The sequence below is a fragment of the Synechococcus elongatus PCC 11801 genome (assembly GCF_003846445.2).
Classification (GTDB): domain Bacteria; phylum Cyanobacteriota; class Cyanobacteriia; order Synechococcales; family Synechococcaceae; genus Synechococcus; species Synechococcus elongatus_A.
Genome location: NZ_CP030139.2, coordinates 1,202,844 through 1,215,866, shown reverse-complemented (window position 1 = coordinate 1,215,866; position 13,023 = coordinate 1,202,844). Strand labels below are relative to the sequence as shown.

Genomic DNA, 13,023 nt, shown 5'->3' with positions numbered 1-13,023 from the left:
GGACAAATCCCCCGCAAGGTTGGGCCTATTGTGCAAGATCCTGGGGCGATCGGCAGGTGTTATTTCCCTTCGACCAGCGCTTGATATTGAGTGGCATCGTAGGAGTCTGACAAATCGGGCTTGGCGGCCAGTTGTACCTTAAGCAACCAACCCTGCTCGTAGGGATCGCTATTCAGAATCTCTGGGGCTTCTAACACGGCTTCATTCCGTTCCAGAATTTCGCCAGTCACCGGCGCGTATAGTTCCTCAACTGCTTTAACAGACTCGACGGTGCCAAAACTTTCCCCGATTGTGATCGTGCTACCCACTTCCGGTAGTTCCAGAAAAACGATGTCACCGAGCTGGTCGATCGCATAGGCACTGATCCCAATGGTGGCGACATCGCCGTCCAGCTGAAGGTACTCGTGACTATCGAAGTAGCGAAGGTTGTCGGGGTAGATCAGCGCCATCGCAACAAAATCGGGAGGACGCTTTCAGTTTGCCCGTTGCCCGACGGGAAAAACAGGGGGTCAAGCCGAGAATCTGTAATCCTTCTTGCAGCAGCGGTTGGGGAGTGCAGTGCTAGTCCCCACAGCTTGGAGAACCACACCCCTCAACGGATTGTCATCTCATGCGATCGCAGCTTTTTATTGCCTTGACATCTCAGTGATCATGGTGCGATCGCGATTGGCATAGCTGTTGCAATCCAGTCCATTCCCGCTGGGCTGCTGAGTCTGCAATCTCGGTTTCTGCCATCCCGAGAATTGAAACCGGTACACTAACCTCTGACCTCGTGGCAGAGCAGCCGTTTTGGTCTACATCAAACAGATCGAGCTGAGCCATTTCAAGTCCTTTGGGGGCACCACCTCGCTGCCGTTGCTGCCGGAATTCACGGTGGTGACGGGGCCGAATGGTTCTGGGAAATCCAACATCCTCGATGCATTGCTGTTTGCCCTCGGACTCTCGAGCTCCAAGGGAATGCGAGCCGATCGCCTGCCGGATCTGGTTAACTCCACCTACGCCAGTCGCAGCCGTAGCACGGTCGAAACGCTAGTCAGCGTTACCTTTGCCCTCGATGACTGGCAGCCCGAAGCAGAGGAGACAGAAGAGGAAGAAGGCACTGGCATACAGTCGGGCATGGCGGAGTGGACGGTCAGCCGCAAGCTGCGAGTGACACCCTCGGGCACCTATACCAGCACCTACGCCATGAATGGCGAGGCCTGCACGCTGCAGCAATTGCATGAGCAACTGAGTCGACTGCGGATTTATCCCGAGGGCTATAACGTCGTCTTGCAGGGCGATGTAACCAACATCATTTCAATGAGTCCCCGCGATCGCCGCCAAATTATTGATGAGCTGGCGGGTGTGGCTCAGTTCGATCGCAAAATCGAGCAGGCCAAAGGCAAACTCGAATCGGTGAAGGAGCGAGAAGATCGCTGCCGGATCGTTGAGCAGGAGTTGATCGAGCAGCGCGATCGCCTGGCTAAGGATCGGGAAAAAGCTCAGAAGTATCAAGCGCTGCGCCAAGAACAGGCGACCAAGCAGATCTGGGAAGCTGTGTTGCGTTGGCGGGCGGGTCAGCAGCAGGTCCAAACCCTGCAGCGATCGCTAACTCAGTTAGCGACTGATGCAGCCACGGATCAACAAACTCAGCAGACGCTCGAGCAACAAATTCAGCAGACGGAAGTAACCCTAGAGAGCCTCAATCAACGGGTTAAAGCACTGGGGGAAGAAGAGCTGCTAAAACTGCAAGCAGCGCTGGCCCAGCAGGAGGCTGAACAGCGGCAGAGTCAGCGGCAGCAGCAGGAATTAGTCGAGGCTCAAACCCAGACGCAGCAGCAAATTCAGGCATTGCTGCAAGCCCAAACCCAGTTGCAGACGGAAGGACAACAGCAGGCGCAGCAGGCCCAAACCCTGCAAACGACGATCGCCCAAACCTTACAGCCGCAGTATCAGCAAGCGCTGGAACAAGTGGAGGCTGCACGGCAGGCTGCCCACGCCCTCGCCGCCCAATCCCAAGACTGGGTGACGCGCCAAACCAGCCTGCGTCAACAGGCCGACGCGATCGCGGCTCAAGTGGAACCGCAGCGAGCAGAACAGGCCCAACTGCTGGAGCGCCAAACTCAACTGCAGCAACAACTGGAGGCAACCCAAGCGGCCTTGGTAACGGTCACAGCCGAGCTAGAGACAGAACAGGCTGAAGGCGATCGTGCCGCTCTCAGCCAAGCGGAAGCGGCGGTGGTCACTGCGGCAGATCAGCTTGTGCGGCTAGAGGAAGAACTGCAAATCCAACAGGAAACCCGCGATCGCCTGCTCAAGGAGCAGCGTGAGAAACAACGCCAGCTCGATCGTCAAGAGAGCTTGCGCCAAGCCCTGCAAGAAACCCAAGGCACGGCCGCTGCGCGAATGATTCTGGAGACGGGCTTGCCTGGTGTCCATGGACTTGTGGCCCAACTTGGACGAGTTGAGCCCCGCTACCAAGTCGCCTTGGAAGTGGCGGCGGGCGGGCGTTTGGGCTATCTCGTCGTCGATGATGACAGCGTTGCAGCAGCAGGTATTGAACTGCTCAAGCAAAAGAAGGCCGGTCGGATTACCTTCCTACCCCTCAACCGCATTCGGGCTGGTAAGCAGCCGGAAATTCCGCGTTGGCAGCAGCCAGAGGGGTTGGTTGATTTGGCGATCGCCTTGGTGGATTGCGACGATCGCTACCGCGAAGTGTTCAAGTTTGTTTTGGGCGGCACCGTTGTCTTTGAACGGCTCGACCAAGCTCGCCGCTACATGGGTCAGTACCGCATCGTCACCCTCGATGGCGAGCTGCTGGAAACCAGCGGGGCGATGACTGGCGGTAGCTTGTCGCGGCGATCGGGCGGATTGAGTTTTGGCAGTCCCGATAGCGGCGAATCGGCGGAAGTACGAGCGATTCGCGATCGCCTCGAACAGTTGGAAGTCATTCTCGATCGCAGTGAGTTGCAGATTCTCAACCTGCAAGCGGTGATTAAAGATGCGGCCAGTGCGCTCAACGATCGCCGCCAGCAACAACGCGAGCAGCAACTGACTGTTCAACAACGCCAGCAAACCCTGCAGCGTTTGCAGCAACAACAGCAACATCTCAAGGCTGAACTGCAGCAACGCCAACAGCAAGCGAGTCATGCCCAGGCACGGCTGGAAGCCTTGGCCGTAGAATTGCCTGCTGCACTGGAACAACTTCAAGTACTCCGGCAAGCCCTGGTGGAATTGGAGGACTCCCCCATCCACGGCGAGTGGCAGCAGCGGCAAACGATTCTGCAACAGCAAGAGGCGCTGCTCCAGCGACAGGAAACGGCTCTGCGCCAAGCCGAACAACAGCTGCAGCAATTGCAGACCGACCAAAAACGCTTGCAGGACCGCACCACTGCAGCCCAAACCCAAGTCAGCCAGCTGCGGCAACAGCAGGCGGAACAGCTCAATCGTCTTGCTCAGATCGATGAACAGCAGCGCCAGCAAGCGACCGCGATCGCCCAGCTCCAGCAACGCCAAGCCCAACTAGAAGCCCAACTCGGGCAAGAGAAAGTCGATCGCGATCGGGCGGAACGGCAACTGCAAGAGCAGCGATCGCAGCGACAAAATCTGGTCTGGCAGCAAGAAAAGCGCCAGCAGCAACAACTAGAACTGCAACAGCAATTGAACGAGCTCGAGGCCCAACTCCAGGCACAGCAGCAGGAATTGCCGCAGCCCCTGCCCGAAATTCCGGAAGCGGTGCAACAGCAGGGTATGGAAGCGCTGCAGCATGAACTGCGATCGCTGGCGAAGCGCATTCAGGCGATGGAGCCAGTCAACATGCTGGCGCTGGAAGAATATGAGCGCACCCAAGCTCGACTGGAGGAATTATCAGAGAAGCTGACCACGATTGAAGCGGAGCGCACGGAGTTACTGCTGCGCATCGAAAATTTCACCACCCTGCGTCGACGCGCCTTTATGGAATCCTTTGAGGCGATCGATCGCAATTTCCAGGAGATTTTTGCGCACCTGTCTGACGGCGACGGCTCACTGCAGCTGGACAACCCTGAAGATCCCTTCAGCAGTGGCCTCAATCTAATTGCCCACCCCAAGGGCAAACCGGTGCGTCGCCTCGCGTCGATGTCCGGCGGCGAAAAATCCCTGACGGCTCTCAGTTTTATCTTTGCCCTGCAGCGCTATCGGCCCTCCCCTTTCTATGCCCTCGACGAAGTGGATAGCTTCCTCGACGGTGCTAACGTGGAGCGGCTGGCACGGGTGATTCGTCAGCAAGCGCAAGCAGCCCAATTTATTGTGGTCAGCCACCGGCGCCCCATGATTGAAGCGGCGGAGCGCACGATTGGCGTTACCCAAGCTCGTGGGGCCCACACCCAAGTCTTGGGGATCCCACAACCCTAGCCAACCGGCCGCTAGGATTGCCTTATGCTGGGCGACAATGTAAAGATGTCGCGACATCAGCCACAATCCGAAGTGACTGCTTCTGACCAAGCTGTCGCCACTTCTGGGGCCTAAGCATTGGTCCCTCACGATAGGACTCAAGAATGACCGCTGAGCAAGTTTGGTTGCGTTCCGAAATTATGGGAACCCAAGTCATTACTCGTGACAGCGGGCGACGATTGGGCGTGGTCGGTGAGTTACTCGTCGATATCGATCGCCGCGAAGTAGTGGCCTTGGGCTTGCGCGACAACTTGCTGACGCGCTTCTTGCCCGGCGTCCCGCGCTATATGTTCCTGAGCAGCATCCGACAAGTCGGTGATGTCATCCTCGTCGATAACGACGATGTGATTGAAGACAATTTCGATGCGATCGGCCTCAGCAATCTGATTAATTGCGAGGTGATTACCGAAGCGGGAGAGCCGCTGGGTCGTGTCCGTGGGTTTAAGTTTGACATCGCCACCGGTAAGCTCGAATCCCTAGTGATCGCCTCTTTGGGCTTGGCTTTTGTGCCGGAAAGTGTCCTCAGTACCTTTGAGCTGGGCGTACAGGAAATTGTTAGTGGCGGGCCCGATCGCGTCATTGTCTTTGAGGGTGCCGAAGATCGGATGGTGCAGCTGACCGCTGGCCTGCTCGAGAAACTGGGGCTCGGTGGTTGGGACGACGACGAGTACGATCGCTACTCCCTACCGATTACCCCAGTCGAAAATCAGCTCGGTGCCGGTGAACCGCTGCCGCCGCAACGGGATTACAGCCAGCAACCGTTCCGCGCTCGGCGCGAAGATCGCCGCCAAGAAGAACTGGTTGAACCGCTGCGCCAAAGTCGTCCGGCTGCCCGTCGTCTCTACATGGACGAGGAAGAAGCGGCACCCGCACAACGTCGCTGGGAAGATGAGCCTGCACCTCGCCCGCGATCGCAACAGCCTAGCCGCGATCGCTACATCGACGAAGATGAAGGCTACGACGATCTGCCTGCACCCCGCGTCCAACGTCGTGCTGATTCAGCACGACCCGCACCAACTCGGGCGAGCAACCCACAACCGCTGCCCCAAGATGATGATCCGTTTGGGGACGCATGGGCCGAGCCAGATAACAGTCCTGAACTGCAGCTGCCCCAGCACCAACGTCAGCCAGAATACGAAGAAGGCTAGGTTGCACTGAATCGAAATTGAGCTACTGCAGGCAGTAGTGATATTCAACAGTGGCTCATTGCCTGATATTTTGTAAAACGCGTACAACTCAAGCAGCGTCAGTCTTTGCCTGCTGACTCAGGTTGCTGCTTGCGGTTCTCTAACTGCGCGATCGCCATGCTCAAGAATTGGCGACTTCCCGCAGTCCCACACGAATTTGGCGCGATCGCTTGCTAAAAATACAGAGAACAAGTTATACCTGTTTAACAGGTTGTCTTTGTTTAACGGAGAACCATGACCGTCTCCCTCAATCCCCTCTTGGCTGATCCTCCTGCACTCGGTGTTGGACGGCACTGCATCCTTGAGATCTACGGCTGTGCCGGTGAACTGCTCAATGATGCTGCTTACGTAGATCGTTCGATTCGTGAAGCCGCGATCGCTGCCGGAGCGACTCTCCTCAATCAGGTCTGCCATGAGTTTGAACCTCAGGGCGTGACAGCTCTAGCACTGCTGGCTGAATCCCATATCTCCATCCACACCTGGCCCGAAAATGGCTATGCAGCGGTGGATGTCTTTACTTGCGGCGACCACACTCAGCCCGAAGTCGCCTGCCACCATCTCATTCAAGCTTTCAAAGCTGAACATCATAGTCTGCACAGTATTGTCAGACGGCCTCCCGCTGCGATTCGCGAACACGAGCGCGTGCCGGCCTAACGCCAAGGTCATCGATTCAATCTAGTGATTAGCGGTGGGCGGCTCCTTGAACCGAAGTCTGGGGGCCGCCTTCTCTTTTCCGTTGTTTTTCTTTGCTGCACAGCACATGAACGAACCATGGCAAAAAAAATTTTTGGTGTCCGCGTTGAGGAAGATTTACGCCAGCAATTGAAGCAGTTGGCGTTGATTAAGGGTTTCTATCACAACAGTGGCCAGCACAAGGGCAAGCCCGATCTCAGTGGCTTGGTGCTGGCGATTCTGGAAGAGTATGTGGCTCAAAACCAAGCAGTACTCGATGCTGCTGGGCCGTTTGTGGAAGAGCCCGAGCCAGCCACTGCGCCCAAATCAACTCCAACCCGTCAGCGTAAACCCGCCGCCACAGCGTCGAAAGCGAAAACAACGCGATCGCCCCGCAAACGTAAAACCTCTGGTTCTGGTCCCGCCAAATAAGGTGGCGGCGCTGTTAGGAATCCACTGGCTGCCGACGACGGAGCAGGCGATCGCGCAGTTGCTGAACTTCTGGTAGAGGCAAACGACTGACCGGCAGAGCAAAAGCCAGTAAACCCACGCCACTCGCGATCGCCAGTTTCACAATCAGCAGGATCAGATTCTGCGCGGGCCAGAGGCGATCGAGCCCCAGTTGAGCACCGTAGGCCAAGACCCCACAGCCAAAGCTCCAAGCACTGAGTAGCGCAATCCAGCTCCCCCATGGCAGGAGAGGCAATCCTTTCAGTCGACGATGCAAAATCCAGAGCAGGGCAATAAGAGAGACAAGGTTGACGCCTACGGTGGCCAAGACTAAACCGGGTGCGCCAAAGGGTTTGAGCAGCAGCCAGTCGAACAGGGCATTGAGGAAGATATTGAAGATGCTGATGCGGAATGGAGTCTGACCATCGCCTAGGGCATAGAAAACCCGCACTAGGACATCGCGCCCGAGGTAGACAAACATACCGATGCTGTAGGCCACCAGCAGCGAAGCCACCAGATCAGTTGCTTCAGTTTGAAAGGCGCCGCGCTCGTAGACCAACTGCACGATTGGGAAAGCTAGTGCTGCCATCAAAGCTCCGAGGGGCAGCATCAACAGCGCAGTCAAAAATAAGCCCTGACGGATCCGCTGCTTCAGTTCTGGCCATTGCTCCGGCTCTGCTAGACGAGAGAGCACCGGCAACAACGGTACCAAAATGACATTCGAGAGAATGCCGAGGGGAGTTTGCACCAGTAGACCGGCATAGCCTAAACCGGCGGCGGCTTGGGGAATGAAGGAGGCAAAGAACAGATCGGTGTAGACGTTGATCTGCAGCATGCCTGAAGAAAAAGTGGCAGGGCCGAGAATTTTCAGGACTGCTTGTACCTCGGGACGTTGCCATTCAAAGCGCAATCGCAGTCCGGCGAGGCCATGACGAAACTGGGCGGGCAGTTGAATCACCCATTGCAGGATCGCGCCTAGCAGCGTGCTACCTGCCAACACAATGCCGCCCAGAATTGCGAGTTGGGGACTGGTGATTTGGCTGCCGACTTGCCACCACAACACCCCGACGCCACCAATCACAGCCAAGCTGGAAAAGAGCGGGCTGACTGAGGGTAGCCAGTAGGTATCAGCGGCGTTGAGCACGCCAAAGCCAATGCCAATCAACCCTGCGAGCAAGGCCATCGGTGCCATGATCCGCAGCTGAAGAACCGCGATCGCCCTTGTTTCTTGACCGGTCGGCGTTAGGTCCAGACCCGGTGCAACCAAACCGATCAGCGGATCAGCAAAGATCACCAGCAGCACGGTGACGATCAGCAGACTGATGCCAACAAGGGTCGTAATCGTTTCGACCAAGGGGCCACTGTCGCGGCGATCGCGCTTGGCAAGAACACTGACCATCGCACTGTGAAAAGGACCGTTAATCCCCCCCAATAGAATGAGCAGGAAGCCCGGAATGACGTAGGCATAGTTGTAGGCATCGAAGGCTGGCCCAACCCCAAAGGCGGCCGCGATCGCCTGTTGCCGGACCAGTCCAAAAACTTTGCTGAGCAGGGTGGCCACAGCAACGATGCCAGCAATGCCAGCAAGCGATCGGGCCGGTTTAGGAGCGTCTGGCACAGGATGCGAAAGAATGGATGACGGCCTGAACAGTCTACGACGCCCCCATGCCTCAGCGGCTCTACACCTATCCCCCTCTGTTGCGGGGGCGCCTGCTCCAGCGCTACAAACGCTTTTTTGCCGATATTGAACTCGACAGTGGTGAGACGATTACTGCTCACTGTCCCAACACAGGTCCAATGACAGGTATCTGCCAGATCGGTAATCCTGTCTACGTCTCGAAATCGGATAACCCTAAGCGCAAGCTGGCCTACACCTGGGAGCTGATTGAGGTAACGGACAACGAACCGACTTGGGTAGGCGTCAACACCGGCTTGCCCAATCGTGTGGTTCAAGCCCTGTTGGAGCAGCATTATCTAACCGCTCTAGGTGACTACGGCACAGTCCAGCGGGAGGTTCCCTACGGTGAAAACAGTCGGGTGGACTTTCGACTAGAAGGCGATCGCCCCATCTACGTCGAGGTCAAAAACACGACCTGGACAGATGGCCGTCTAGCGCTTTTCCCCGATACCGTTACGACCCGTGGCCAAAAGCATCTCCGAGAGCTGACAGCCCTGCTACCGGAAGCGCGAGCGGTGATGCTCTACTTCATCAATCGCGGTGATTGCACCGCCTTTGCACCGGGTGACAGCGCTGATCCGGTCTATGGCCAACTGTTGCGGACTGGCGTAGCAGCAGGACTTGAAGTCTATCCCTGTCAGTTCCAGATCAGTCCTGAAGGAATTGATTTTCTAGGTGTGGCCCCTTTGCAACTCTAGAGGGATCAGTGATGTTCAGGATGCACTTGGGTTTCTTCTGGAACCTGCGCTAGGCTGCGATCGCTTCTGTTGCTTTGCTATGAACTACGCTCTTACCCAAGCTGTCCTGACTGGCACCCTTGAGGTCATCACCTTTGGCGGTGCTGCTGTTTTGGGCGTGGCTGCCGTCCGCAGTTGGGTCAGGGATGTCTTGAATCCCGATCGCACCTTGATTCAGCTCCGTCAGCAACTTCAAGACTTGGAGCGGAAACTTGAAGAAGCTCCCGAAGATCTTCGACAAGTCGGTCGACTGCGGGCTGAGAATGCAATCCTGACCCAAAACAATCAGCAACTTGAACGCTTAGTAAGTCAACTGCAGCAGCAGGTTAAAGACCAAGAAAACACTCTCTTAGGGTTAGTTCAAGAGAAACAAGATTTACTCACTCAAGTTAGCGATCGCGATCGCCAAATTGCCCAGCTCACCACGGCTTTACAGACCCTTGAAGCCCAAGCTGATCAGCGATCGCAGGATTTTCAAGAGCTACTGGAAGAGCGCGAACAAATCTTGGAAGCGATGGAACTCGCGCAAACCGATCGCGATCAGCTGGCCCAGACCCTTCAGCAACTGCAAGTACAGCAAGGTAGTCTGACCAGCCAAGCCAGCCGTTTAGATGAGCAGAATCGGGAGCTCATTAGTAATCTGCAGGTGCGCGAGCAAACCATCCAGCAACTCCACGACAACTTGACCGCGCTGGAATCACTGCTGCAAGAAGAGCAAGAGCGCAGAGCAGAACAAGAGACGCAACTCATTCAAGTTCGTGAGCAGCTCCAGATTTTGATTCGGCAGCGCTTGAGCCAACAGGCTGGTGTGCGCCCTGCCACAGTCCGCCGTTGGCTAGGCGGTGCCTAGAGTCTCCTTCAGAGTCACCTGGCTGGATGCTCTCTAAAACAGTATTCAATCCCTCCGTCCAGCCATTGTTCTTATCGAATTGAGCCTGTCTCAGCTCACAATTTGATAGCTGCAGGAAAAGAAGTTTCTCCTGAGTGGAATAGTGATTAGTGAAGCAATTGCGCATTGCTGTGTGCTGGTCTTGAGTGCTTATGCTAGGGCTAATGAATGGATCGATGAGAAGGAGTGAGTTCCTTGCGTTCAGCGATCGGATGCTGGGTCTGGCGATGAAGCATGCTGAACATCACAAAATGATTCACGAAATCATCTTGAAAGTCCGTTCTTAGTGTTCTTTTTCCTGCACGTTGATCATGATTTTTTGGTTAAAATAAAGAAACTTTGTTTCTTGATGGTGGAACTGTAGCCGCTGATTCTCTGAAATTTAGATCATCTCTTCTAAAATGTGTTCAGTGGTTACATATTCCGGTTTACAGTTATAAGAATCTCTTTGTTATCTGAGGTCTGGGATGAGGTCGGCGGACGCTGATTTGGGAGCTTCAAGCGGTCCAATAGGGGGTAATAATGCCCTTTGTCGCTACTTGGGAAATACCATTCGCGAATTGCGTCAGCGCCATGGATTAACGATTGCAGAAGTCTCTCAGAAGGCTGGAATCTCGCGTGGCATGCTGTCGAAAATTGAAAACGCACAAACATCAGCGAGTTTAGAAACCCTAGAAAAATTAGTATCTGTTCTAGGAATTTCGCTCAGTGCGCTGTTTAAGGGCTACGAAGTCTCGACAGAGAAAGTCTTTTTGGTTCCCAGCGGTACTGCCAAAGAGGTGGTTCGACGGGGAACTCGCAACGGCCACACTTATCAGCTATTAGCTAGTGATCCCAGTACGCAATTTTGCTTTGAGTCCTTCTTAATTACCCTTCATGAAGGGTCGGAGCCGTTTGCCGCTTTTGAACATCCCGGCTTTGAATCAATTTATGTTCTCGAAGGAAAAATGCAGTATCGCCACGGCGATAGATCTTACTTGCTGCAAGCGGGAGATGCGCTCACTTTTCAAAGTGATATTCCCCACGGTCCTGAAATGCTGATTGAGCTACCGATTCGCTTTTTAGCGACTGTTTTCAATGTGCGAGGCATGCTGCCTGAGTTTGCGTTTATTGCTGCATCTGAGGTAACTGGGGCCGAAGAACCAGAGGGGCAGTCCTAGCCCGATCGCAGTTGCGGATATTTTTCTCGCTTGAGACTGGTGATTGCCCCTGTTTGAGACCAGAATCCAGCAAGTGGGCGGCTGGTGATAACTTGACGATCGCGATGCACTGGGAGTACCTCTACCGCGATCGCCAGAGTGGGCGCTAAAGTCTGGGAAGTTTTTGCTGTCTTCCAAACCCCAGCCTATGGCGACTGTTGTATTTGTCGGCTACAGCGTTTTGCACAGCCTGCTACTGGTCGGTGCGCTGCTGCTCAGTTGGCGATCGCCGGGTTGGGACACGGCCATCCTCGCGTTTGTGGCGCTCGGGCTGGTTTATGACAACGCGATCGTGGCGGCTGGCCGCTGGATTGGGGAAGGCGATCGCCTCGCAGGTCTCGCTAAGTGGCGCTATCTACTGCACATCCTTGGCTCGCCGCTTTTGATCATTGCCGGTTGGCAGGTGGCCCTACGAGCGGGTTTTGCTTGGGCGGAAACATCCACGGCGATGTGGCTGGCGATCGCCCTGACGGCCAGTCTGATTGGCATTGACCTCTGGACGCGCTACCGCGGCTTGGATCTCGCGCCCGTCAACTTCGGCGGCACGCTGCGCTATAAGGATGTGCGCTTCAATCCTGAAATTCCAGTCATTCTGACCACGCTGATTTTGCTGGGGCTGGGCATTCTTTTCGATCGCGAGCGGCAATGGCCTTGGTTGCAAGCGGGTGCGATCGCCATGCTCGTGACCGGTGCCATCCCGATTCGGCTGGTGGGGGTGCTGGCCAGTAATGGTGGCGAAGTGCTGTTCTGCGCCAGTCTTCTGTTGAGCGTCTGGCATTTCAGTCATGGCTAATTTATTAGATGTCACGCTGCTGCCGAATCACTGGTATGCCGTTGCAGCCAGTACTGACTTAGTAGGTACAACGCCGATCGCAGCGTCTCTGCTCGATCGACAGCTGGTGATTTATCGCACTGCTGGCGGGCAAGTTGTGGCACTGGACGATCGCTGCCCCCACCGGGGGGCCTCGCTGGCCTGTGGGCAAGTCAAGGACAACGCGATCGCCTGTCCCTATCACGGCTGGCAATTCGCACCCGACGGTCATTGTGTCCACATTCCTTCTCAGCAAGCTGAGGCGCGAATTCCTCAAGCTGCCAAAGTGGCGACCTATCCGGTGCAAGAGCGCTACGGCTTGATCTGGGTATTCACGGGCGATCGCGATCGGGCTGGCCAAACGCCCCTCTGGGAACTGCCGGAGTATGAACAACCTGGCTGGCGGGTTGTCCAAGGTCAGTTCGACTGGGCAGCGGACTATCGGCGCGTCACGGAAAACGGCATGGATGTGGCGCACTCGCCTTTCGTCCACGCCAATTCCTTTGGCGCCAGTGGCAATGAAGTGATCGCTGATTTTGAACTGGAAAAAAGCGATCGCGGGGCTCAAATCTGGATTCCAATTGAGCCGAAGGCGAACTATCGCGGCAGCTTCAACCTGCTAGGACGCAAGCAAGAGACTCCTAAAGCAGGGCGATCGGGGGCGGCATTTCACTTACCGAACATCACCCGGATCGATATTGAGTTTGGCAATTTTCATCTGATCTTGGTGGGCATCCACCAACCCACTTCAGCAACAACAACTCGTAGTCACTGGTTGCATGTCCGAAATTTCTTGACGGCAGGCTGGGCTGATAGTGGAACGCGGCGACGTACCGCCAAGCTCTTTCAGGAAGACCAACGGATTATTGAAGGCATTCTGCCCCTGCGCGATCGCAATGAAATTTCGGTCGCTTCCGATCGCCTGCAACTGCACTACCGCCAGCTCTGGCAGCAACACTGCGATCGCTACCTCGTCACTCAAGGCTGACC

The 13,023-nt window shown here is 55.7% G+C and carries 11 protein-coding genes; 9 read left to right on the top strand and 2 right to left on the bottom strand.

The annotated features are described in order from the left end of the window. Positions 1 to 59 precede the first annotated feature (59 nt). Positions 60 to 449 (bottom strand): glycine cleavage system protein GcvH, encoded by a 390-nt coding sequence (gcvH, locus tag DOP62_RS05800; protein ID WP_208676511.1) that lies wholly within the window; start codon positions 447 to 449, stop codon positions 60 to 62. Positions 450 to 789: 340 nt separating this feature from the next. On the opposite strand from gcvH, the gene smc reads away from it, so the two are divergent. The 4 genes from smc (at position 790) to DOP62_RS05780 (ending at position 6,701) form a co-directional block, all read left to right on the top strand. Next, positions 790 to 4,371 carry a chromosome segregation protein SMC gene (smc, locus tag DOP62_RS05795; protein ID WP_208676513.1) on the top strand — a complete coding sequence of 1,194 codons (3,582 nt, stop codon included), beginning with the start codon at positions 790 to 792 and terminating at the stop codon, positions 4,369 to 4,371. 143 nt (positions 4,372 to 4,514) lie between these two features. Continuing rightward, complete coding sequence (locus DOP62_RS05790) at positions 4,515 to 5,558, top strand: PRC-barrel domain-containing protein (protein ID WP_208676515.1); 1,044 nt, start codon at positions 4,515 to 4,517, stop codon at positions 5,556 to 5,558. 273 nt (positions 5,559 to 5,831) lie between these two features. After that, a complete protein-coding gene (gene speD, locus DOP62_RS05785; protein WP_011244360.1) occupies positions 5,832 to 6,251 on the top strand; it encodes an adenosylmethionine decarboxylase in 420 nt (139 codons plus the stop codon). 117 nt (positions 6,252 to 6,368) lie between these two features. Then, positions 6,369 to 6,701 carry a hypothetical protein gene (locus DOP62_RS05780; protein WP_208676518.1) on the top strand — a complete coding sequence of 111 codons (333 nt, stop codon included), beginning with the start codon at positions 6,369 to 6,371 and terminating at the stop codon, positions 6,699 to 6,701. Positions 6,702 to 6,714: 13 nt separating this feature from the next. On the opposite strand, the gene murJ is transcribed toward DOP62_RS05780, so the two are convergent. Further along, on the bottom strand, positions 6,715 to 8,337 hold the full coding sequence (gene murJ, locus DOP62_RS05775) for a murein biosynthesis integral membrane protein MurJ (protein ID WP_208676520.1): 1,623 nt from the start codon (positions 8,335 to 8,337) through the stop codon (positions 6,715 to 6,717). A gap of 47 nt (positions 8,338 to 8,384) precedes the next feature. On the opposite strand from murJ, the gene sfsA reads away from it, so the two are divergent. The 5 genes from sfsA to DOP62_RS05750 all read left to right on the top strand — a co-directional run bounded on the left by sfsA (position 8,385) and on the right by DOP62_RS05750 (position 13,021). Continuing rightward, positions 8,385 to 9,095 (top strand): DNA/RNA nuclease SfsA, encoded by a 711-nt coding sequence (gene sfsA / locus DOP62_RS05770; RefSeq protein ID WP_208676522.1) that lies wholly within the window; start codon positions 8,385 to 8,387, stop codon positions 9,093 to 9,095. Between the two features lie 79 nt (positions 9,096 to 9,174). Beyond that, a complete protein-coding gene (locus DOP62_RS05765; protein ID WP_370538894.1) occupies positions 9,175 to 9,984 on the top strand; it encodes a hypothetical protein in 810 nt (269 codons plus the stop codon). Positions 9,985 to 10,490: 506 nt separating this feature from the next. Beyond that, positions 10,491 to 11,183 carry a helix-turn-helix domain-containing protein gene (locus DOP62_RS05760; RefSeq protein ID WP_208676524.1) on the top strand — a complete coding sequence of 231 codons (693 nt, stop codon included), beginning with the start codon at positions 10,491 to 10,493 and terminating at the stop codon, positions 11,181 to 11,183. 187 nt (positions 11,184 to 11,370) lie between these two features. After that, entirely contained in the window at positions 11,371 to 12,015 is a 645-nt protein-coding gene (locus tag DOP62_RS05755) for a hypothetical protein (RefSeq protein ID WP_208676526.1), read from the top strand. Then, positions 12,008 to 13,021: an aromatic ring-hydroxylating dioxygenase subunit alpha gene (locus DOP62_RS05750; RefSeq protein WP_208676528.1), complete on the top strand. Its 1,014-nt coding sequence runs from the start codon at positions 12,008 to 12,010 to the stop codon at positions 13,019 to 13,021. Before DOP62_RS05755 ends, DOP62_RS05750 begins: the two co-directional genes overlap by 8 nt. Positions 13,022 to 13,023 lie beyond the last annotated feature (2 nt).